21 protein-coding genes and 1 pseudogene are annotated in these 21,446 nt (G+C 70.5%); 14 read left to right on the top strand and 8 right to left on the bottom strand.

Annotated elements, in window-relative coordinates; translation table 11 throughout:
• Window positions 1-5: 5 nt before the first annotated feature.
• The 4 genes from ACIPM1_RS10010 (at window position 6) to ACIPM1_RS09995 (ending at window position 4,377) form a co-directional block, all read left to right on the top strand.
• Window positions 6-758, top strand: coding sequence for an amino acid ABC transporter ATP-binding protein (locus ACIPM1_RS10010; protein ID WP_402431873.1), 753 nt, complete (start codon window positions 6-8; stop codon window positions 756-758).
• Window positions 755-1,975 carry a M20 family metallopeptidase gene (locus ACIPM1_RS10005; protein ID WP_402431479.1) on the top strand — a complete coding sequence of 407 codons (1,221 nt, stop codon included), beginning with the start codon at window positions 755-757 and terminating at the stop codon, window positions 1,973-1,975. The genes ACIPM1_RS10010 and ACIPM1_RS10005 overlap by 4 nt, the downstream gene beginning before the upstream one ends.
• 130 nt (window positions 1,976-2,105) lie before the next feature.
• The gene (locus tag ACIPM1_RS10000; protein WP_402431476.1) at window positions 2,106-3,398 is read left to right on the top strand and encodes a cyanophycinase; all 1,293 of its coding nucleotides are present in this window, start codon (window positions 2,106-2,108) and stop codon (window positions 3,396-3,398) included.
• Window positions 3,399-3,513: 115 nt separating this feature from the next.
• Window positions 3,514-4,377, top strand: coding sequence for a MurR/RpiR family transcriptional regulator (locus tag ACIPM1_RS09995; protein WP_402431473.1), 864 nt, complete (start codon window positions 3,514-3,516; stop codon window positions 4,375-4,377).
• A gap of 114 nt (window positions 4,378-4,491) precedes the next feature.
• Here the strand turns inward: ACIPM1_RS09995 and ACIPM1_RS09990 are convergent, their stop codons facing one another.
• The 3 genes from ACIPM1_RS09990 to ACIPM1_RS09980 form a co-directional block, all read right to left on the bottom strand.
• The gene (locus tag ACIPM1_RS09990; RefSeq protein WP_402431470.1) at window positions 4,492-5,136 is read right to left on the bottom strand and encodes an FMN-dependent NADH-azoreductase; all 645 of its coding nucleotides are present in this window, start codon (window positions 5,134-5,136) and stop codon (window positions 4,492-4,494) included.
• A 101-nt stretch (window positions 5,137-5,237) separates the two neighbouring features.
• Window positions 5,238-5,912 (bottom strand): NADPH-dependent F420 reductase, encoded by a 675-nt coding sequence (locus tag ACIPM1_RS09985; protein WP_402431870.1) that lies wholly within the window; start codon window positions 5,910-5,912, stop codon window positions 5,238-5,240.
• 193 nt (window positions 5,913-6,105) lie between these two features.
• A complete protein-coding gene (locus ACIPM1_RS09980; protein WP_402431467.1) occupies window positions 6,106-6,822 on the bottom strand; it encodes an SDR family oxidoreductase in 717 nt (238 codons plus the stop codon).
• 210 nt (window positions 6,823-7,032) lie between these two features.
• Here ACIPM1_RS09980 and ACIPM1_RS09975 point away from each other — a divergent pair, with 210 nt between their 5' ends.
• The gene (locus ACIPM1_RS09975) at window positions 7,033-7,605 is read left to right on the top strand and encodes a TetR/AcrR family transcriptional regulator (RefSeq protein ID WP_402431464.1); all 573 of its coding nucleotides are present in this window, start codon (window positions 7,033-7,035) and stop codon (window positions 7,603-7,605) included.
• Window positions 7,606-7,789: 184 nt separating this feature from the next.
• Here the strand turns inward: ACIPM1_RS09975 and ACIPM1_RS09970 are convergent, their stop codons facing one another.
• Window positions 7,790-8,842 (bottom strand): TerC family protein, encoded by a 1,053-nt coding sequence (locus tag ACIPM1_RS09970; protein ID WP_402431461.1) that lies wholly within the window; start codon window positions 8,840-8,842, stop codon window positions 7,790-7,792.
• Window positions 8,843-9,026: 184 nt separating this feature from the next.
• Window positions 9,027-9,602, bottom strand: coding sequence for a universal stress protein (locus tag ACIPM1_RS09965; protein ID WP_402431459.1), 576 nt, complete (start codon window positions 9,600-9,602; stop codon window positions 9,027-9,029).
• 153 nt (window positions 9,603-9,755) lie between these two features.
• On the opposite strand from ACIPM1_RS09965, the gene ACIPM1_RS09960 reads away from it, so the two are divergent.
• Complete coding sequence (locus tag ACIPM1_RS09960) at window positions 9,756-10,097, top strand: helix-turn-helix transcriptional regulator (protein WP_402431456.1); 342 nt, start codon at window positions 9,756-9,758, stop codon at window positions 10,095-10,097.
• Between the two features lie 97 nt (window positions 10,098-10,194).
• On the opposite strand, the gene ACIPM1_RS09955 is transcribed toward ACIPM1_RS09960, so the two are convergent.
• A complete protein-coding gene (locus ACIPM1_RS09955; RefSeq protein ID WP_402431453.1) occupies window positions 10,195-11,067 on the bottom strand; it encodes a MurR/RpiR family transcriptional regulator in 873 nt (290 codons plus the stop codon).
• 221 nt (window positions 11,068-11,288) lie between these two features.
• The gene (locus ACIPM1_RS09950; protein ID WP_402431450.1) at window positions 11,289-12,470 is read right to left on the bottom strand and encodes an alkane 1-monooxygenase; all 1,182 of its coding nucleotides are present in this window, start codon (window positions 12,468-12,470) and stop codon (window positions 11,289-11,291) included.
• 230 nt (window positions 12,471-12,700) lie between these two features.
• Here ACIPM1_RS09950 and ACIPM1_RS09945 point away from each other — a divergent pair, with 230 nt between their 5' ends.
• The 3 genes from ACIPM1_RS09945 (at window position 12,701) to ACIPM1_RS09935 (ending at window position 15,893) form a co-directional block, all read left to right on the top strand.
• On the top strand, window positions 12,701-13,279 hold the full coding sequence (locus tag ACIPM1_RS09945) for a TetR family transcriptional regulator (RefSeq protein WP_402431447.1): 579 nt from the start codon (window positions 12,701-12,703) through the stop codon (window positions 13,277-13,279).
• Between the two features lie 395 nt (window positions 13,280-13,674).
• The gene (locus ACIPM1_RS09940) at window positions 13,675-14,178 is read left to right on the top strand and encodes a hypothetical protein (protein ID WP_402431444.1); all 504 of its coding nucleotides are present in this window, start codon (window positions 13,675-13,677) and stop codon (window positions 14,176-14,178) included.
• A 413-nt stretch (window positions 14,179-14,591) separates the two neighbouring features.
• Entirely contained in the window at window positions 14,592-15,893 is a 1,302-nt protein-coding gene (locus ACIPM1_RS09935; protein WP_402431441.1) for a cytochrome P450, read from the top strand.
• A gap of 96 nt (window positions 15,894-15,989) precedes the next feature.
• Here the strand turns inward: ACIPM1_RS09935 and ACIPM1_RS09930 are convergent, their stop codons facing one another.
• Window positions 15,990-16,547 (bottom strand): GNAT family N-acetyltransferase, encoded by a 558-nt coding sequence (locus ACIPM1_RS09930; RefSeq protein WP_402431438.1) that lies wholly within the window; start codon window positions 16,545-16,547, stop codon window positions 15,990-15,992.
• A gap of 463 nt (window positions 16,548-17,010) precedes the next feature.
• Here ACIPM1_RS09930 and ACIPM1_RS09925 point away from each other — a divergent pair, with 463 nt between their 5' ends.
• The 5 genes and pseudogenes from ACIPM1_RS09925 to panD all read left to right on the top strand — a co-directional run bounded on the left by ACIPM1_RS09925 (window position 17,011) and on the right by panD (window position 21,445).
• Window positions 17,011-17,238 (top strand): ferredoxin, encoded by a 228-nt coding sequence (locus ACIPM1_RS09925; RefSeq protein ID WP_402431435.1) that lies wholly within the window; start codon window positions 17,011-17,013, stop codon window positions 17,236-17,238.
• Window positions 17,235-18,611, top strand: a pseudogene (locus ACIPM1_RS09920) (NAD(P)/FAD-dependent oxidoreductase); the annotation flags it as partial. The gene ACIPM1_RS09925 and the pseudogene ACIPM1_RS09920, both read left to right, overlap by 4 nt.
• Window positions 18,612-18,845: 234 nt before the next feature.
• Entirely contained in the window at window positions 18,846-19,859 is a 1,014-nt protein-coding gene (locus ACIPM1_RS09915; RefSeq protein WP_402431867.1) for a cytochrome P450, read from the top strand.
• A gap of 424 nt (window positions 19,860-20,283) precedes the next feature.
• On the top strand, window positions 20,284-20,772 hold the full coding sequence (locus ACIPM1_RS09910) for a GNAT family N-acetyltransferase (protein WP_402431432.1): 489 nt from the start codon (window positions 20,284-20,286) through the stop codon (window positions 20,770-20,772).
• 250 nt (window positions 20,773-21,022) lie between these two features.
• Window positions 21,023-21,445, top strand: coding sequence for an aspartate 1-decarboxylase (panD, locus tag ACIPM1_RS09905; RefSeq protein ID WP_402431429.1), 423 nt, complete (start codon window positions 21,023-21,025; stop codon window positions 21,443-21,445).
• The last annotated feature ends 1 nt before the right edge of the window (window position 21,446 follow it).

Here is a 21,446-nt window from a genome sequence, read left to right as displayed (position 1 = left end):
CCCCCATGGTGCTGGCCGAGGGAGTGCGCAAGCGGTTCGGGAGGCTCGAGGTCCTCAAGGGCATCGACCTGACCGTCGAGCGGGGCCAGGTCTGCTGCCTGCTCGGACCCTCCGGCTCCGGGAAGTCGACCTTCCTGCGCTGCATCAACCACCTCGAGAAGGTCGACGGCGGCAAGCTGACCGTCGACGGTGAGCTCGTCGGCTACCGCCAGCAGGGCAGCAGACTGCACGAGTTGCGCGAGCGGGAAGTCGCCGAAAGGCGCCGTGACATCGGGATGGTCTTCCAGCGCTTCAACCTCTTCCCGCACATGACCGCGCTCGAGAACGTCGTCGAGGCCCCCACCAAGGTGGCCGGCGTTTCCAGGACCGAAGCACGGGAACAGGCGCACCACCTCCTGCAGCAGGTGGGACTCGGCGACCGCGCGGGTCATTACCCCGCCCAGCTCTCCGGCGGCCAGCAGCAGCGCGTCGCCATCGCGAGGGCGTTGGCCATGAAGCCGAAACTGATGCTCTTCGACGAACCGACCTCCGCTCTGGATCCCGAACTGGTCGGCGACGTGCTGGACGTGATGCGCCGCCTCGCCGCCGACGGCATGACGATGGTCGTGGTCACCCACGAGATCGGCTTCGCCCGCGAAGTGGGCGACACCGCGGTCTTCATGGACGAGGGGGTCGTCGTCGAGGCCGGCGACCCCCGCGAGGTCCTGGTCGAACCGGAGCAGGAGCGCACCCGCGCGTTCCTGTCCAAGGTCCTGTGAGCGCCCCCCCGAGGCAGCGGCCCCGCATCGACGAGCTGATGTCCCTGGCCCGCGCACACCTCGGCGGGTACCTGTCCGAACTCGCCGAACTCGTCGCGATCGACTCCGGCTCGCACAGCCCCGACGGCGTCGACCGGGTCGCCGACCGGGTGCAGGCCAGACTCGCCCGCCTGGGGTTCCGCGTCCGCCGCGTCCCCCTGCCCGACGTCCGTGGCCGCCGCACGGGTGACGCCCTCGTCGCCCGCAAGCAGGGGCGGCTCACCGAGGCGGAAGGCGGGCGGAGGATCCTGCTCGCCGCGCACATGGACACGGTCTTCGAGGACGGGACCGCCGCCGCACGGCCCTTCTCCCTGGAGGGCTCCACCGCCTACGGCCCGGGTGTGTGCGACGACAAGGGCGGCCTGGTCGCGGGGCTGACCGCCCTGGACATCCTCGCCCAGGCCGGCGTCGACGAGTACGCCGAACTCGTCTTTCTCGCCACCCCCGACGAAGAGATCGGGTCCCCGGCCAGCCGGGCGGTCACCGAGGACGCCGCCGACGGCGTGCATTACGGCCTGGGCCTCGAAGGCGCCCGCGAGAACGGGGACCTGGTCATCGCCCGCAAAGGCGTCGCCGACTTCCGGCTGACGGTCACCGGTCGCGCCGCCCACGCCGGGATCGAGCCCCACCGGGGCGCCAACGCCGCCCTCGCCGCCGCCCACCTCGTCGTCGCCCTCCAGGCGCTCAACGGCCGCTGGGACGAGGTCACCGTCAACGTCGGCGTCGTGCGCGCCGGCACTCGTCCCAACATCGTCTGCGCCGAGGCCGAACTCCACCTCGAAGTACGCGCGGCGACCCTCGCCGGACTCCGGCGCGCGGAGCGGGCCATCGAGGAGATCGCCCGTGATCCGGCCGTACCGGGTACCAGCGTGCACGTGGAACGGCTCGACCTGTGCCCGCCGATGGAGGACACTCCCGCCGCCCGCCGGATGTTCGAGGAAGCGAGCAGGTCGGCAGCGGCCCTCGGATTCCACATCGGCGTCACCGCTACGGGAGGCGTCGGCGACGCGAATCTCATCGCCGGGACGGGCGTGCCGGTCCTCGACGGACTCGGCCCCGTCGGCGGCGCCGACCACACCCCGCAGGAATGGCTGGACACCGGCAGCGTTCCCCAGCGGGTCGCTCTCCTGGCGGCGCTCGTCGCCGTCCTGGGCGCGGCCGGCCGCGAGGCTGAATGACGGCAGCGGGTCTCCCGGGCACGTACCGCTCCGGGGGACCCGTGCGCCGATCAGCCAGCCGCCGGGGCCCCGCCGCCCGTTTTCCCGCACGGCAACCGTCCTCACCCTCACTCTCTCCGGAGCAGCCGCCATGACCGTTTCCGCAAGGCCGTCCCGCCGCGCGCTCGCGTACGCGTGCGCCACTGCCGTGGCCCTCGCCGTCATCGCCGTGCCGTCCGCCCAGGCCGCACCCCGCGCCGCCGCGACCGGCGGGTCACTGGTCCTCGTCGGCGGCGGCCTCAAGGAGGACAACGCCGAGGTCTACGACGAGATCATCAAGCGGGCGGGGGGACCCGGAGCCCGCATCGGCGTCCTCACCGCGGCATCGGTACCCGAGAGCCAGGACCCCGACGCCGGCGACCCCGACAAGTGCAGCAACTCCGCCTGCAACGGCGCCTACTACGCCTCACTGTTCAGGAAGTACGGCGCCGCCGACGCGCAGTGGATACCGATCGACCTGGACCACATCGACAACGCGGACTCGGACTCCGTCGTCGCCCAGGTCGACTCGATGACCGGGTTCTTCTTCGGCGGGGGCGACCAGTACCGGTACGTCACCACCCTGCTCCACGGCAGCGCGCACACCGACAGCAAGGTCCTGGCCGCCATACGGGCCAAACTCGCCCGGGGTGCCGTCGTCGCCGGCTCCTCCGCCGGCGCCCAGATCGCCTCCGGCCCCGACATGGTCACCGGCGGCGACTCCTACCGGGCGCTGAGGGACGGCAGCACACCGGGCTACTTCGAGGACCCGGCCCGGCTCGGCTACCTGCCCGGGGGAGGCTTCGGCTTCCTGCGCTCCGGCCTCGTCGACACCCACACGGGGACCGAGGGACGCGAAGGCCGTGCGCTGCGCCTCGCCGCCGACACCGGCCACGACCGCGTCTACGCCCTCGACGAGAACACGGCCCTGGTCGTCGACCACCCGGGGACGAGACGCGAGGACGTGACCGTCCTCGGAACCAACGGTGTCGCGGTCCTCGACCTGCGGGGCGCCCGCGTTCGCGACGGTCGCGCGGGATGGAACCTGAGCGGGGCGCGCTACACCTATCTCACCGACGGCGACCGCTATGACGCCCTGCACCGCCGACCCCTGCCCGCGAGCGGCAAGCACCCGCTCCTTCCGGGCTCCACGGCTCCCGTACCCGCGAACGGGGACGTCTTCCGCTCGACGGCCGACCCCGCCGGCCTGCCGTACTCCTTCCGCACCACGGCCCGCGCGCTCGCCTCCACCGGCGCACAGGCCACCGCCACGGCCACCACCTACGAAAGCGGCCCGCGTTTCCGGGTCACCTTCGCGAAGAGACCCGGCTTCTCGGCCTGGACGAGCGACGGCAGTACCGCGCAGACGCTGATCGGCATGTGGATCGCCGTCGCACCCCAGTGACGCCGGCCCGGCGGAGGCACCGGGGGAGCGAGGGACGGGCCGCCACCCGGCAACCACGGCCCGTCCCCACCGGCAGCCGGACCCCGACGTGCCGCACCCCTGAAAGGACACCGCCATGGCCCCCGGCACCCTCGCCGACGACATCCGCCTCAGGCTCGGCGATCTGAGCCCTGCTGAACGCAAAGTCGCCCGGGCGCTGCTGGCCGCCTACCCGTCCAGCGGCTTCGAGACCGTCGCCACCCTCGCCGAACGAGCCGCCGTCAGCGCTCCCACCGTCCTCCGTTTCGTCAGCCGCCTCGGATACCAGGGCTTCCCCGACTTCCAGGCGGCCCTGCGCGCCGAACTCGAGGAACGCAACGCCTCCCCCCTCTCCCTGTACGAGGCCGTGGAGGAGAACGCGTCCGACGGTTCACCGGCCGGGCTCATGACGCGCAGCGGCAGGCTGTTCACCGGTGCCGTCGCGCAAACACTCGCCGAAACCCCGGCGGCGGACCTGGAGAGCGCCATAGCCCTTCTGGCCGACCCCAAGAAGAGAGTCACCCTGGTGGGCGGCCGCTTCACCCATCTCATCGCCCAGTACCTCGGCCTGCACCTCATGCAGTTGCGCGACGATGTCCGCTTCCTGCCCGAACGCGACGTCGAGCGCACCGCCGCGCTGGCCCAGCTCACGCGCCGCGACGTGGTGGTGGTCTTCGACTACCGGCGCTACGAGCACGACAAGCTCGCCATCGCCCAGCTCACGAAGGACAACGGCGGCAAGGTCGTCGTCTTCACGGACACCTGGCTCTCGCCCGCCGGCGCACACGCGCACGTCGTCCTGCCGAGCCGGGTCACCGCCCCGTCGCCGTACGACAGTCTGGTCCCCACACTCGCCGTGGTCGAGACGGTCGTCGCCGGTGTGATCACCGCGCTCGGCGACGACGGCCTCCGTCACATGCGGCACAGCGAGAGCACGGCCGCTCGTGTCGGACTCGTCTGACACGACCGGCCGAGGAGCCCGGCCCGCCGGCCCGGAAGGAGGCTGAGCTGCTGCGCGCGCAGCCCCGGTGCCGGCCGGGGCCCGGCACCGGGGCAGGCACACGGGGGCGTGGGATCAGGCGAAGCGGGCGGCGAGCGCCTTGGCCTTGGCGACCGAGTCCTCGAGCGCCTTGGTGCGGGAGGCCTCGGCGAGGTCGACCAGGTGGGCCATGGCGGGGTCGGCATGGGCCAGGGTGAGCTCCGGGACGATGAACTCCACCTCCAGGCCCATCCCGACGGTCAGCACCTTCTCCAGGTAGGGGACGACGAAGTCGAGGCCGTCCCGCGGGGTGCCCGGTGCGTAGGAGCCGCCCCGGCTGGCGACGACCACGGCCGGGGTGCCGGCGGCTGAGGGGTTGTCGCCGCCCGTGCGGCCCATGATGAGCGCCTGTTCCAGCCACGCCTTGAGGGTGGAGGAAATCGTCAGGTTGTACATGGGGGCGCCGATGAGGAGGGCGTCGGCCTGTTCCAGCTCTGTGGCCAGCTGGTCGCGCAGCGCGTAGGCGGCGGCCTGCTCGGGAGTGTGGACGGCGGGGTCGGAGAAGCCGGCGATCGCGCCCCGCAGGTCCAGGTGGGGCAGCGGTTCGGCGGCGAGGTCCCGGTAGATCACCGTGCCGTCGGGGTGCTGGCTCTCCCACTCCCGGCGGAAGGCGGCGGTGACGTCGCGGGAGGCGGAGCCCTCCGGGTACAGCGCGGAGTCGAGGTGGAGCAGTGTGGCCATGGTGTGGGGTCCTTCTCGTGATCGGTCGGACAGCACCGGGTGAGCCGCGCCGATGACGGCACGAGGCAACCCGGTGAGGGGCTCGCGGCTTGAGGACAGGGTCAGCGGGTGAGGATCTTGAAGCCGAGGTCGCGGCCCATGCCGCGCTCGAAGGCGAGGGTGAACCAGAGGGCGACGAAGTCGTCCACGATCTTGATCTTGTCGTTGTCGCCGACGCGGAGGGGACGCAGGCCCGTGGCCTCGATGAGGGTCTCGACGGTCTGCTGGGAGTCACCGGTGGGGCCGCTGTACAGCATGTCGCCGGTGGTGTCCCCGAAGCGGGGATCGGCGAAGTTCTCCCAGCCGAGGCTGTTGAAGGCGCGGTACAGGCGTGCGCTCGGCGCGTACCGGTGGACCAGGTCGAGGCTGTTGAGGGACACGGCGCCGATGTTGTTGGTGGCGTCGACGACGGTCTTGCCGTCCAGACGGCTGCCGTGCGCGGGGATCGCGTCGGCCATGGCGGCGCCGTTGATCGCCCACACGATCACGTCGGAGGAGTCGATGGCGTCGTCGATCCCGGTGACCCGGGCGCCGATCCGCCCCGCGAGGTCGACCAGTTCCTGCTTGCGCGGGTCGCGGGCGCCGAAGGTGACGGTGTGTCCGGCCTGGGTGAATCGGGTGGCGAGGGTGCGGCCGATGTCGCCGGAGCCGATGACGGCGGTCTTGATGGAGGACATGGAGTGTTTCCTTCTCTTGGCGGGTTCTTGTGACGGGTGGTCGGTGACGGTGGTGGTCAGGCGGCCGTGGGGCGGCGCAGTCTCAGGCTGAGCGCGCAGGCGGCGAGCATCAGGAGGACGTCGACTGCGAGAACGGGTTGCAGGGCGTGCACGGCTGGTCCCGGCGCTAGGCGGTGCCGCTCATGACGTGCGAGTTCCTTACTCGATGCGGCCCGGAGGCGGGGCACGGTCGTCGCGCCTCCGGGGTGCGGGGTCAGCTGACCTGCACGCCGCCGTCGATGTCGATCACGGTTCCGGTGACGTAGGTGTTGGTCATCAGGAACAGCGCCGCGGAGGCGACGTCCTCCGGGAGCCCGGCCCGGCCCGCCGGGACGGAGGCGGCGTAACCGGCGAGCATGCCCTGGCGCATCTCGTCGGGCAGGGCGGCGTAGGCGGGGGTGTCGACCAGGCCGGGGGCGATGACGTTGACCCGGACCGGGGCCAGATCGATGGCGTTGGCCTTGCCGAACGCCTCGATCGCGGCGTTGATCGCCGCCATCATCGGACGCCCCGGTGCGTGCTTGCGGCTGGCACCGCCGCCGAGCAGGGTGATCGAGCCGTCCTCGGCGATCCGGTCCGCCGCGGCGCGCACGGCGTCGTAGTAGCCCCAGAACTTGATGTCCATGAACGTCCGCGCGTCGGTGGACGCCAGCTCCCGCACGCTGCCCATGGCGCCGGGCCCGGCGGACAGCACCAGGTGGTCGAAGGTGCCGACTCGGTCGAACAGGGCCTCGACCGAGTCGGTCGACGTCAGGTCCACCTGCTCGGCCGTGACCCCGGCGGGCAGCGCGGGCGCGCGGCCGGGCGTGCGGGCGGCCACGGTGACGCGGGCACCCGCCGCGGCGGCGTGCTCGGCCACGGCCAGGCCGATCCCGGACGTACCGCCGACGACGACCACGTGCCGGCCGGAAAGGTTGTGGACAGTGCTCATGGGTGTTCATTCCGTTCGGGCGAGAGGGAGCTGCGACAGAAGGAACCGCTCCGCAAGATGTGACGGATCGTTCCGTCACTGAGTTTGTGACGGAACGATCCGTCTGTCAAACTGGGTCTCGAAAGGGTCGGGAAGCGGAGAAGGGGCCGAGCGGACGCGCGGCGCGGCGATCCGCACCGGCTGCCCGAGGGAACCGCAGGGAGGCGGAACATGGCACGCAGGACGGCGGAGGAGAACCGGCGTCACGTCCTGGACGTGGCGACCGGCCTGTACTACCGCCACGGCATCCGTGCGGTGGGTATGGACTGCGTGGTGAAGGCGAGCGGAGTCGGCAACGCCACCGTCTACCGGCAGTTCCCCACCAAGGACGCCCTCGCCACCGCGTACGTCCAGGACCGCGCCGATGCCTGGTTCGAGCGGATGCGGGAGGCCGCCGACCGGTTGGACGACCCACGGGAGAAGTTGCTCGCGATCTTCGCGGTCGTCACCGAGAACACTCAGCTGCCCACTTTCCGCGGCTGCCCCATGCTCAACACCCACACCGAGTTCCCCGACCCGGAGCACACCGCCAACCAGGTCGCGGTCACCCACAAGCAGCAGGTCCGCGACTGGATGCGCGAGCTCGCGGTGGACGCCGGGGCCTCGGACCCCGAGCAGCTCGCCGACGAACTCCTGCTCGTCCTCAACGGCGCCTACGCCACTGCCGCGGTCCTCGGCCCGGGAGGCCCGGCCCGTCGCACCGAGGACCTCGCTCGCCGGCTCGTCGAGGCGGCCTGTGACTGATCCCGCCGGATTCCTTCGTCCCCTCCACCGGCGCCTCCGCGTCGAGTCGCCTGCCACGCCGCGGCCGTGACCGAGGCCGCGCCGGGCGCCGCCCGAGGGCGTCCTTCCTGAGCGCCACGGGTCCGCGGCCCGCCGTCCGCCCGCGGGGCCGATGGAGCCGGTTCGCGTCGGGCGTTCCGGGGTGTCACGAGCTGCCGTCGTGGGGCGCTCGCCTCTCACCGATGCCGGATCCGGTGCCGGGCCGATGGGATGGAGCGGAGGCAGGAGCGGTGCCGCTCATGTCACCGGGTCCCGCACCGCGCTTGTCCTCGCCGCGTGTGGCGAGGAGGGACCAGGCGATGGACAGGGCGATCGTGACGGTGATGACGCCCAGGGTCAGCGGTATGGGCAGCTTGCCGACCGGCGTCTCGGACAGGATGAGCTTGACGCCGGCGAAGACCAGCAGCACGGCGAGCCCGTAGTGCAGGTAGGAGAAGCGTCGCAGTAGCCCGGCCAGGCAGAAGTACAGACTGCGCAGGCCGAGCACGGCGAAGGCGTTGGCTGTCCAGACCAGGAAGGTGTTGGTGGTGATGGCGAGGACCGCGGCGACGGAGTCGACGGCGAACACGAGGTCGGTGGCCTCGATCGCGACCAGCGCCACGAACAGCAGGGTCGCGGTCCGGCGTCCGTCGATCCGGGCGAAGAACCGGCCGCCGTGGAACTCCGGGTCGGTGGGGATGACCTTCTTGACCAGGCGGACCAGGACGTTGCGGTCGGGGTGGACCTCCTCGTCCTTGGAGACTGCCATCTTGTAGCCGGTCCAGATCAGGAAGGCGCCGAAGAGGTAGGCGGTCCAGAAGAACAGCCGGAGCAGCTCGGCGCCGACGAAGATGAACACCAGCCGTGCGGCGAGTGCCCCGACGATCCCCCAGAAGAGGACCTTGTGCTGGTAGGCGTCGGGAACGCGGAAGAAGGAGAAGACCAGCGCGAAGACGAAGACGTTGTCGATGGACAGCGCCTTCTCGATCAGGTACCCGGCGTAGTAGGTGGAGGAGACCTCGCTGCCCTGCCACATCAGCAGGACGAGGCCGAAGGCCAGACCGACGGCGATCCAGAGGGCGCTCCAGACCGCCGCTTCCCTGAAGCCGATGACATGGTTGTCGCGGTGTGCGATCAGGTCGGCGGCGAGCATCGCGGCGATCACCAGGGTGACCGCGCCCCACACCCACAACGGGACGGCGAACGACAGGTCGTTCATGATTCATCGGCCTTCTCGGTCAGGCGGCGAGGACACGCGCCCTGCCCAGTCCCGGGTGCGCCGTGCATCCAGGGGAGTCGGCCCGCGCAACGGAACGCAGGCGAGGGGCGGAGGGCGAAGGCGACGCACAGCCCGCCGACGACACGGTGAGCCGCCGTCGGCAGCCACCACGGGGTGAGCGTCGTCAGCCCGTCCATGACGACGTACTGCCCGCGCTCGGAGTGGGTGCCCCTTCGCGGGTGAGGGTCGGCCGGAGTCGCACAGGCGGCAACGGGCCGACCTCGGCACGAGTGACGGAGTGCACGAACGGTCCGCAGCGCAGGGCCGATGCCTCGGTCAGGGTGTGGGCGTCCAGCCCGGCGGGGCCCCGGGTCGCGGCCGCGACCACAGAGGACTGGTGGCGGGCGGCCACGTCCAGCACGGCCCCGGCCGCCCGCAGGCGGGTCCCCCGCAGCGTGTTCCGGTGGGCGACGGAGATGTGTTCGAGCCCCGCGTCGCGTACTCGTGGCAACACCCGTCCCAGCACCACGCGGGCGGCAATCGCGTCCGCCTTCGCGCTGGTGGGCGACTGGGCGTGATCGGGAAGCGCGGCGATCAGCAGCAGTGGCGCCCGACGGGGGGCTGCGAGCCGCACCGCGGTGTCGACGACGGCGATGTCCTGGACGGAGCCGGTCAACAGGGCGGTCACCGGGCGTGGCAGGGACAGTGGCCTGACGGGGCTGGTGACGGCGGCGGTTCGGGGGAGGGGCTGAGGGGCCACGATGAACACCCTTTCCGCTGTTCTGGGTGCTTTTGTCCCTTATAGGGTTACTTGGCCCGTGGAGACCCGTCAACTATTACGCGAAAATATTTTCGTCAATACTTCTTCGCCTGAGTCTGGACATGCGAATTCTGCTTCGTACGATGTGAGTACATGAGCACGTCTCCCGCCGCCCGCGCCACCCAGTGGACGTTCTTGACGAACCACGCCCGCGTGCTCCTGCACGTCGCCCGTGACCCCGATGTCCGCCTGCGCGACATCGCCAACGCCATCGGCATCACCGAACGCGCCGTGCAGTTGATCGTCGCCGATCTCGAAGCCGCCGGATACCTCACCCGCGCCCGCGTCGGCCGCCGCAACCGCTACACCGTCGATCCCACGGTCGCCCTGCGTCACCCCGCCGAGGCCGACCACCCCGTCGGCGACCTCCTCGACGCCTTCCTCCACCGCGAATCCGCTCCCGCGGCGGCCGGACGGCAGCCCCTCCGCTCCTGACGAGAGGCCGGCGCTCGGGACGGCCACCGCGGCTCCCGGCAGAGCCTCGGTGCGGCCTCGCACCGGAGGTGGACTCGGAGTGCCGGGCAGGCGTCGCTCAGATCAGTCCGATGCGCTGGGCGACGTCCTCGGCCCGGCGCAGGTGGTCGTGGGCCTCCTCGCCCAGGGACTCGACGACTCCGGCCACGACCGTCTCGATGACGGCGAGGGTCGGCACGAGACTGTCGTAGGGGGAGGGCGCGGTCACCCGGCACGGCAGCGCGACGTCCGCCCGCCCGGCCACCGGGGAGAGCCAGGTGTCGGTGAACAGCAGAGTCTTCCCGCCCCGCTCCCGGGCGAGTTCGGCCATCGCGACCTTGTCGTCCTCGTAGCGCCGGTAGTCGAAGAGCACCAGAAGGTCGCGGCGGCCGAGCGCGGCCAGGGCCGCGGTGCGTTCCACGGCACGGTCGGGCAGGAACCTCACGCCCTCGCGCAATTGCATCAGGTGCAGGCCGAGGTACCGCGCGAGCAGGTGCGTGAAGCGGCCGCCGACCAGGGTGACGCGCAGCTTGGGGTCGGCGAGCAGGCGAACCGCCTGGTCGAGGTCGTGCGGAGGGAGTTCCGCCAGGGTGCTGGCTACCTCGCTCGGGAAGATACGGCCCACCCTGCTGAGCAAGCTCCCTTGATCGGCTCCCTCGTCGACCGGGCGGCCGTAGCCGGGAGTGTCGTACAGCGACAACGGTGAGGCGTTGCGCTCCTCCAGCTCGGCGCGCAGGGCCGCCTGGAACTCGGGGAACCCGCGGAAGCCGAAGCGGGACACGAACCGCAGCACGGTCGGCGCGCTGACGTGCGCGCGCTGGGCGATGGTGGCCACGGTCTCGAAACCGGCGGACGGGTAGGCGGCCAGCAGGACGCGTCCGACCTTGCGTTCGGCGGGGCTGAGGTCGCCCAGCTTGTGACGGATCCTGTCCGCCATTGCGCCAGTGGCCATACTGTCCGTTTCTTCCTTCCCGCGGGCGACCGTATCGGGGTGATCACAGTCGACGTCGCCGAGCCTAACGCCGTGGCCACCGCGCCGACGGGCGGGTCGGAGCACCGCGCCGACGGGCGGGTCGGAGCAGCGCGGCGCTGACGGACGGATCGCGGCCGGGCGGCGTCGGCGCCGCCCCCGGGTCCTGTGCGGGCCCAGGCAAAAGCCGGTTGTCGCTTCTCCTAAATGGACTCGGCTTGTGCGGCGTCCGCGTTCTTCCGCGCGATGAGGCGGTGACGCAGGCGCGGATGGAGGTTGGCCCGGGAAAGGTCACCGTCATAGTGCCCCTTCAGCCGCGGGTCCATCACCCGCCGCCACAGGGGCGGGAGCAGGGCGAGCACGATCATCGATGCGTAGCCGGAGGGCAGTTGCGGCGCCTCGTCGAAGTGGCGCAGTGTCTGGTAGCGGCGCAGCGGGTTGGCGTGGTGGTCCGAGTGGCGCTGGAGCTGGAAGAGGAACAGATTGCTGACGGTGTTGTTGCTGTTCCAGCTGTGCCGGGGGGCCACTCGCTCGTAGCGGCCGTCCGGTCGGCGCTGCCGCAGGAGACCGTAGTGCTCCAGGTAGTTGACCGCCTCCAGCAGGCAGAAGCCGAGCACGGCCTGCAGCAGCAGGTAGGGCAGGACCCGCAGGCCGAACGCCGCTGTGAGCGTGGTGAAAAGTACCGCCGAAAGAGACCAGGCGGTCAGGACCTCGTTGTGTGCGCTGAGGACCGGCCGCTTCCGCCGGCTGAGCCGGCGCTGTTCCAGGTGCCAGGCGGAGCGGAGACTGCCCCACACGGACCGGAGCAGGAACCGGTAGTAGTCCTCGCCCATGCGGCTGCTGGCGGGGTCCTCGGGAGTGGCCACCCGGATGTGGTGGCCGTGGTTGTGCTCGACGTAGAAGTGCCCGTAGCAGCTCTGGGCGAGTGCCAGACGGCTCAGCCGCCGTGCCAGCTCCTCGCGCTTGTGGCCGAGTTCGTGCGCGGTGTTGATCGCCACCCCGGCCACCACGCCCGTGGTCACCGCCAGTCCCAGGCTGTCGGCGACGGACAGGTGCCCGGCGCTCCACTCGCCGCACGCCCATGTCAGAGCGCCGTACTGCAGGGGCGGATAGAGGTAGGTGCACCAGCGGTAGTAACGGTCGGCCTCGAGGGCCGCCATCACCTCCTCCGGAGGATTGGCGTTGCTGTCGAGGCCGGTCACCAGGTCGAACAGGGGGACCAACACGAACGCGAAGAAAGGTCCCCACCACCAGAACGCGCCGACGCCGGTGACGGAGGCCAGTGCTCCGGCCTGGAAGGGAAGGGTCGGTACCGCGAGTGCGAGCAGCCACAGTGGGCGTTTGCGGTCCTGCCAGGGGTGGGCGTCGTTCGGCACTGACTGCATCAGGACTCCCTCAGGGCGCTGCTCGGGCGCGCTCTCGCCGGTCACGCAGAAAGCCGGTGAAAGCGCGTATGGAGGGCCACTGACGGTGCCAGGTCCTGCCGCCGCTGACAAAGGAGGCGCCGAGTAAATATTCTGACTGACCGTCATTTCACTGCTGGCAGACTTGCCTCATGTCTGTGTCTCTTGATCGTCGCTCCCCGGGTCCGCAAGGACCGCCCGATCCACCGCGAGTGGCCTGGCGCAAACAGATGCGTGAACGGGTGCTGTCGGAGGCCAGGGCGCTCGCGGCGGAGGGCGGCTGGGACAAGGTCCGGGTGGCGGACCTGGCACTGCGCGCAGAGGTGTCCAGACCCTCCATCTACAAGGAATTCGGCGACCGGGCGGGCATCGGCCGGGCGCTGGTGCAGCGCGAGACGGAGGCGTTCCTGCTCGGGCTCGCCGTGGTGCTCGAGGAACACCAGGACGACCCGCGCTCCGCACTGGAGGCGGCGGTGGCCCACGTGCTGGCGGAGGCGGGTGACAACCCTTTCATTCACGCGGTACTGGCTGCGACACGCGGCGGTACGGATGCCTTGCTGCCGTTCCTCACCAGCAGGCCCGAGCCGGTCTACTCCAGTGCGTGGCGGCTGCTCGCCGGATGGCTGAGCGAGGTGGTGCCCGACGTCGAGGAGGACCGGCGGGCCGAAGCGGCCGACCTGGCGGTGCGGCTGACCCTCAGCCATGTCCTCCTGCCCGCGCCGGCGCCCGGGGCGACCCCGGAGCGGGTGTCGCGCGCGGTGTGGGCGGTACTCGGTGCCCCGGCCGAATGACGCGACCGTTTCCGCATCAGGCCGCCCGGTCACTCGCCGTGGTCCGGGCTGCGGCCCTTTCACTGCCGAGGGTGGCCGCGGCGGCCCGATCGGGTGATGGCCCGCCCACGGAGAGTGTCGGCGTTGGCGCGGCCCGGAACGTGGGCCAGTCTTGTCGCGGAAGAGAGGCCGGCCAAACACGGCCGTGCACTGCTTCGGATCTCCGCGCCCCGCCCGCGACGGAGTGAAGTGCCGCCAGGCGCGGCTCACCGTCACCCTCCAGGCCGGCACCTACGAACTGGGGTGCTTCATCGACACCGGGAACTCAGCATGGACACCCACCTCCAGGTCGGCGGGCACGGCCCGGCGTCACCGCTCCCCGGCAGCGCCGCCGCGACCGCGACCGGGCAGTAGCGATGGCTCCCGGGCCCGGCGGCCGCCCGCACCGCACCGCCATCAGCAGGCGCACGGTCGTGCGCGTGCTGCTCCAAGTGGTGACCGCGGCCGCACTGGCCGTGAACGCCTATGTGCACGCCAGCCTCGCCGCTCCGTACGACCGGGTCGGGCAGCAGATCAGCCAGGGCACGTTGTTCCGCCTCGAAGCCGCCGTGGCGTCCCTGGCCGCGCTGCTGGTCCTGCTCCTCGGTCGCCGGCGGCCGGTGTGGGCGTTCGCCTTCCTGGTGTCCGTTTCCGCCCTGGGTGCCGTGCTGCTCTATCAGTTCGTGAACGTGGGCACGCTCGGTCCGCTGCCAAACATGTACGAGCCGTTCTGGGGGCCGAGCAAGACCGCCAGCGCGATCGCCGAGGCCGTCGGCGCCGTGGCCGCGCTCGTCGGCTACCTGATCACCGGCCCGCCACGCTCTGCGTCCACTCGGGCCGGCGCTCCTCGGGGCGACAAGGCCGAGCGCGGGGACGGCTGATCACGTGCCACGCCTCAGGCGCCGCCACACCTCGCGGCCGGGGGCGGCACTGACGGCCGGCACCGGGGCGACGTCGGCCGGCTGGGGGCCGGCCCGCAAGCACGCGCCTTGCATCCATGTGTACGGCAGATGTCCTAAAATGCAATATATGCGCCAAGTGTGAAAAGGTGAACGTACGGCACATGGTGCTGAAGGCAAGCGAGAGGAGTGCCTCATGATCGCCAAGCTGCTCGCCAAGTTGTCCTTCACCCGCAACTACGGTGCGTACGGGGCCCACGACTGGGGCACGCACACCGGCGACGCCAGGGTGTGACCAGACGTACGGCGGGTGCCCCCGGGCTCCCGCCGGCTCCTGGCCGCGCTGCCGACGACATCGGCCGGCCTGACTGGTACGAGAAGTCAGGGGCGATCCCATGGGCCGAGTGAACGAGCCGCCGCGGTTGCCCGGAGGCAGCTTCGCGGCCTGGAGCCGCGACCGGCTGGCACTGGCGCGCCGTGGCGCTGACGAGTGCGGGGACGTCTGGCAGCTGGAGCCGGGTGTCTACGTAACCGCTACGGCCGGGGTGTGTGAAGCGGTCCTGCGCCGCGCGCAGGACTTCCCCAAGCCGTCCTCGCCCCTCTTCCCGCCGTTGAAGCGGGCCGGCGCAGTGCCGATGCCCGAGGAGCGGGCGCACGCTCGCGCTGCCCGCATGCGCGGATTTCGCCCGCAGGCGGTTGCGGCCCGGATCGGTGAGATCGCGCCCGGGACCGCTCGATTCGCCGATCAGTGGCCCACGGGCCGGGACGTCGAGATTCTGCCCCTGGTCCGGCCCGTCCTGGCGGAGATCGGCGTGCGCTACCTCTTCTCCGAAGACGCTCCCGCCCTGCTGCCCTTCGCCTGGCAACTCTTCGTGGCCCGGGAGGTGCTCGTACGACCCTCGCACTGGGTGTGGCCGCGCTGGGTCCCCACACCGGCACGGCGGTTCCGCACACGGCGGCAGGTCGCCTTCACCAACGCTCTGCGGCCCATCGTGCGCCGACGCCGTTCATCGGGCGAGCTCGGTGACGACGTGCTGGGACAGATGCTCCGGCCCTCCTCCCGCTACGGCCCACTGTCGGAAGAAGTCATCCTCGACACCCTCCCCGGAATCACCGTCGCCACCTTCGAGACACCCTCCCGGGCAGCCGGATGGATCCTGCTCCACCTGGCCCGATACCCCCAGGCCGCGGACCGCGTCGCGGCCGAAGCCGCCCTGCTGCCCGCCGACCCGGCCACGACGACCAGCACCCACCTCGACGACCTGCGATACACCCAGGCGCTGGTACGCGAAGTGCTCCGACTGCATCCCCCGAGCTGGCTGCTCAGCCGGCGCGCCCCGCGACGGACTCAGCTCGCCGACTACACCATCGACGCCGGATCCACCGTTCTCGTCTGCCCCTACACCGCCCACCGCGACGCACGGGAACACCCCGAACCGGACCGGTTCCGGCCCGAACGCTGGCTCGACGATTCGGGCTCGTCGGCGAAACCCGGGGTCTTCCTCGGCTTCGGTACCGGGCCCCACGCCTGCGAGGGAGCCGCTCTGGCCATGGCCATGCTCACACTCATGACCGCGCAGACAGCCCGCCGCTACCACTTGAACGAGCCCCCCGGCGGGGAACCCGGCTACCGGGTCACCACCTTCGAAGGTCTCGCAACCGCCGGCCTGCACCTGCGTGCCACCTCGCGCGGCTGAGGGCAGTCCTGCTTTCGGTGGCAGGCCGCCCCCACCCGCGAACGACGAACGTCGATCAAGCCCGAGTGCGACTCCACACGCGCTCGGATCACCGGCTCATGGTTCGCTCATCGTGTGTCGCCGGTCGAACTCGTTGACGAGCATGCCCATCATGACGAGGTCGTGGTGCCGACCGGCGAAGAAGACGTGTTCCCGCAAGCGCCCCTCCTCGGTGAAGCCGAGCCCACGAAAAAGTGCCAGCGATGCCTCGTTGGGGGCCAAGACCGCCGCCAGGCATTTGTGATAGCGCCGCTCGGCGAACATGAAGCGCAGCAGCAGCACCACGGCTTCGGTCGCGTAGCCCTTGCGCCGGTGGTCGGCGCTGATGGTGATGTCGAACTCGAACCAGCCTGAGCGAGGGCCGGTGCGATGTGAGCCGACGGTACCGACCAGCTCTCCCGTGGCCGTCGCTTCGACCGCCAACCGGAAGCGGTCGTCATCGCACTCGGCAACGGCCTGCTCCCGCGCCCAGGCACGGTAGCTCTCGGCAGACCTCGGCAGATCCAGCCGGCCCCCTCGCGGCCCGTCATCGTCGGCGAAACGCGCGAACGCCGTCCAGTCGTCGGGCTCGACAGCGCGCAGGCGTACCCGATTACCAGTCCAGGACGATGCCATGCCCTATTTGATCACGTTACTGTGCACGCGAGGTCGACAGGCTCGCCGAGGCAGGCGTTGCCCGCCGTGCTCCGTTGCACCACGGCACGCCGCTGTCCAGCGTCGTTGATGTCGATGTTGGATGTCAGGCGTTCGTGTCCCGGGCCATCGGACTCGCCGGTATCGATGCCGCTGTTACGCTGATTTCGTGACGTTCTTCCGGCGTACCGAGCCACACGGTTTCCGCCGAAACGGCAATCCAAGAGAGCGGTGCTGGCGTCACCGGAGCGCAGCCACACCAGGGATACGTCCCTAGTCAGGCGCCGATCGCCTGAGCCGCGGTCATCAATTTTCTCCATGCCTACCCGACGCGCACGGTGCACCTCCCGCCCTTCGCAGGGGTGGGCAGCGGCCGGATCCTTCCTGCGCGCCGGAGCGGTGCCGGCTTGAGGGTCCGCAGTTCCCACTCCCTGTGGAGGTCGGGATGAAAGTCGTCGTTGATCTTTCCCGATGTGCGGGGTATGCGCAGTGCGCGTTCCTGGCTCCGGAGGCGTTCCGGATGCACGGTGAGGAAGCGCTCCTGTACGACCCGAACCCCGACGACGCCCAGCGCGACCAGGTGCTACGCGCCGCTGCGGCCTGCCCGGTCCAGGCGATCCTGGTCGACCAGTCGGAGGCGCGGCACGCACCGGCGGAGGCGTCGCCGTCATGACCGGTGCCGACAACCTGCGTGCGTTCAAGCGCGACGGCCGCATCGTGGTCGTCGGGGCTTCGCTGGCGGGGCTGCGGGCCGCGGAGACCCTGCGCGACGAGGGTTTCACCGGATCGTTGACCATGATCGGTGACGAGTCGGGTGAGGCCTACGACCGGCCTCCCCTGTCCAAGCAAGTACTGACCGGGTGGGTGCCGGCCGGGGGCACCCCTTTGCCCCGCCGTCGTGGCATCGACGCGGAGTGGCTGCTGGGCGTGCCCGCCGGCGGGCTGGACCTCGCGACGAACCACGTGCGTCTCGCCGACGGACGCGAGATTCCCTTCGACCGGGTGCTGATCTCCACCGGGGCACGGGCCCGCCCGTGGTTCGTCGAGTCCGAGGCGGCCCTGGACGGAGTGTTCGTCGTACGTACACGCGAGCATGCCGAGAGCCTGCAGCGGGCCCTCGCCGCCGGGCCCTCCCGGGTGCTGGTCATCGGTGCGGGATTCACCGGCTCCGAGATCGCCTCCGTCTGCCGCGAGCGGGACATCCCGGTGACCGTCGCCGAACTCGCGCCGGCCCCGCTGGCGGGGGCGCTCGGCGCCGTGATCGGTGAGGTTGCGGCCGACATGCAGCGCGCTCACGGTGTCGACCTCCGGTGCGGTGTCAAGGTCGCCCGGCTGGAGGGCGACGCGCAGGGACGGTTTCGCCGTGCTCACTTCGAGGACGGCAGTACGGTCGACGCCGATGTGGCGGTGGTGGCACTCGGGAGCATCCGCAACACCGAGTGGCTGCGGGAGTCGGGACTGGCGGCGGGCGTATGGGGAGTCACCTGCGACACGCACTGCCGCGCCCTCGACATCAACGGCCGCGTCACCGACGACGTCTTCGCCGCGGGAGACGTGGCACGTTGCCCGAACCCCATCTACGAAAACCGGTTCATCTCACTGGAGCACTGGGCCAACGCCGTCGAGCAGGCAGAGGTCGCGGCGCACAACATGGTCAGCGCCCAGGCGGACCGCCGGCCCCACCTGTCCATCCCGCTGTTCTGGTCGATCCAGTTCGGCGTCAACATCAAGTCCGTCGGCGTGCCGACCTTCGCCGACGAGGTGGTCGTCGCCCAGGGATCGCTGGACGACCACCGTTTCGTCACCGCATACGGCTATCGGGGCCGCGTCACGGCTGCGGTGAGCTTCGACAACGGCAAGTGGCTGGACCACTACCGAAGGCTGATCGAGACGGCCGCACCTTTCCCGCCTCCCTGCCCCACGCCGGACCAGCCGGCCGACATGAGACCCGTGCCCGTCGACTTCCCCGGCCCCGCCCTGCTCGCGCAGAGTGCCACGGTGGTCGTCACAGGGCATGACCCGGGTGAGCGCCGCGCCACGGCCGTGCACCAGCATCGGCGGGAGGAAGGCCAGAGGACCACGACCGGGACGCCTGGCACGCTGGAACGGATCTTCGACTATTCCGCCCGGGCCGACCCCTACCCGCTGTATGCCGAGTTGCGCAAGACGCCGGTGGCTCGGCAGGAGGACGGCAGCTACGTCATCAGCACCCATCGTGAGATCACGGACCTGCTGAATGACCCGCATCTGAGTTCCGACCTGCGCAATCTGTCGCGTCCGATGCCCCCAGCCGAGGAAGCGGCCACGTCGTCGTTCATCCACATGGACCCGCCCGAGCACGATCGCCTGCGGCGTATGGCGATGCGTCACTTCGGCCCCCCGCACACCCCTGGGCTGGTGACCGGACTCGAAGGCTTCCTGACCGCCACCGTCGGCAGCCTGATCGACGATTTGGTGGGCAAGGAGCAGATCGACATCGTCGATGATTTCGCCTTCCCGTTCCCCGTGACCGTGAGCTGTCGCTTGCTCGGCGTGCCACGCGAGGACGAACCGAATGTCCACCGCTGGGTGAGCGATCTGATGAACTCGGTCGACTACAACCCCGAGACCGACCCGAAGGAGAAACTGGACAGGGGCCTACAGGCCCGCAAGGACTTGCGCCAGTGCCTCGGCGAGCTGGTGGAACAGAGCCACGGCCGGCCGGGAGACGGCCTGCTGTCACGGCTGGCCAACGACGACGGGCCCGACGGTCGGATGGCCGACGCCGAAATCGTCGCCACCGCCAGACTGCTCCTCATCGCCGGCCATGAGACCATCGTCAACCTCATCAGCAACGGCATGCTGACGCTGCTCCGCCACCCGCAAGTGCTGCGGCGACTGCGCGACGAACCGGACCTCGTCGTGCCGCTGGTCGAGGAACTGCTGCGCTACGAGCCCCCCGTGCACATCATTCCCTGGCGGGTGGCGTACAGCGACGTCACCGTCGCCGACACCGTCATCCCTCAGGGCTCGCAGATCATGCTCATGCTGGCCTCAGGCAGCCGCGATCCGAAGCGCTTCCACGATCCGGACCACTTCGACCCGGATCGGCATGACAACCAGCACCTGGGGTTCGGCAGCGGCATCCACCTGTGTTTCGGCGGCCCGCTGGCCCGGCGGGAAACCCAGATCGCTCTGACCGAGCTGGTACGCCGGCTCGACCGCCCCAGGCTGGTCGCCGACCCGCCGCCGTACCGGCCCAGCGCCGTTCTTCGAGGTCCGATCCATCTGGACATCGAGCAGGGTGACGGTTGACGCGGCACCCGGGTAGCCGAAACGGACCCGCCACGTACAACGGCGGCCACAGGGCCTCCTGCGCGTGCTCGTCGGTTCGACAACCCCTCTCGAATCAGCCGGCCGGGCTGACTCGTACGGTGAGTTCCAGCCTGCATTCCCCGACGGCCGTGCCGTGCCGGTGAGCCGCTCACCTGCTGGTTTCTCCGTTCCATGAAATCGGGGCGGAAACTGTTTCCGCAGGTCGGGGCGCTGGTCGCCGCCTCCAGATCAGCAAATGGTCAGCATTCGGCCCGTCGGTGTCCGCTTGCCTTGCCTTGCCTTGCCTGGACCTACGGCCACGAGCGCCTGCGTGGGCAGTCCTCGCGCTGTACGCCGAGGACGGCACCGGTCTGCGACACGACCCGCCGCACGAAGGCATCCCCTGGTGCGACATACTCCCTCGATGAGTCCACGCCCTTCCCCGATCAGCCAGCCGGTCACGATACGGAGGGCCGTCGCGCGGGATGCCAAGCGGCTTACGCGGCTCGTGCGTGGCTCAGGCGCCTACGAGGGCAAGTACGCGGCCGCCGTCGCGGGCTACCGGGTCGGTCCCGATTACATCGAGGCCCATCGTGCTTTCGTAGCCGTCGGCGCCGACGAGCCCGGAGGCCGGGTCCTGGGGTTCTACTCCCTCGTCCTCTCCCCGCCGGAGCTCGACCTGCTGTTCGTCGCCGACGACGCGCAGGGACGGGGCATTGGACGTCTGCTCGTCGCGCACATGCGGTCCGAGGCCCGTGCCGCCGGGCTCGACCGTGTCAAGGTCGTGTCCCATCTTCCCGCGAAGGGCTTCTACCACCGCGTCGGTGCAGTGCGGAGCGGGACCGCGCTCGCCAACCCGCCCGCCGTGATGTGGGACCGTCCCGAATTCGAGTTCCGCATTCCTTCGGAATGACTCGGAATGACGCGGTGTGCCGGTCCGCAGGGCATCCCACCAGCATCGGTCCAGTGCAGTCTTCCGTACGTGCTCCCGGTTGACGGCTTCGCGGCAGCCTCCTTCGCGCAGATCGCGCGCGTGGGAAGCCTGCGCCCCACGGCGCACGATGTTCCGGAAAAGTCTTCGAGTCGAAGACCTGCCGTTGTACAGTGAAGGGCGCCCCTGACCTGCAGAAAGCCGGCGGGGAGCCGTCTTCCAGGAGTCCAAATTGCTGCGTACCATGTTCAAGTCCAAGATCCACCGCGCCACCGTCACCCAGGCCGACCTGCACTATGTGGGATCGGTGACGATCGACGCCGATCTGCTCGACGCGGCCGATCTGCTGCCCGGTGAGCTGGTCCACATCGTCGACATCACCAACGGCGCCCGCCTGGAGACGTACGTCATCGAGGGCGAGCGCGGGTCCGGGGTCATCGGCATCAACGGCGCGGCCGCGCACCTCGTCCACCCCGGTGACCTGGTGATCCTCATCAGCTACGCCCAGGTGACGGACGCCGAGGCGCGGACGCTGAAGCCCCGGGTGGTCCACGTGGACGGCGACAACCGGATCGTGGAGCTGGGTGCCGACCCGTCGGCGCCGGTGCCGGGCACCGACCAGGAGCGCAGCCCCCAGGCCGTGCCGGCGGGCTGAC

The organism is Streptomyces sp. NPDC086766 (assembly GCF_044746005.1).
Taxonomy (GTDB): Bacteria; Actinomycetota; Actinomycetes; order Streptomycetales; family Streptomycetaceae; genus Streptomyces.
Note: the sequence above shows the minus strand (reverse complement) of the source record. Positions and strands in the feature narration are given on the sequence as shown.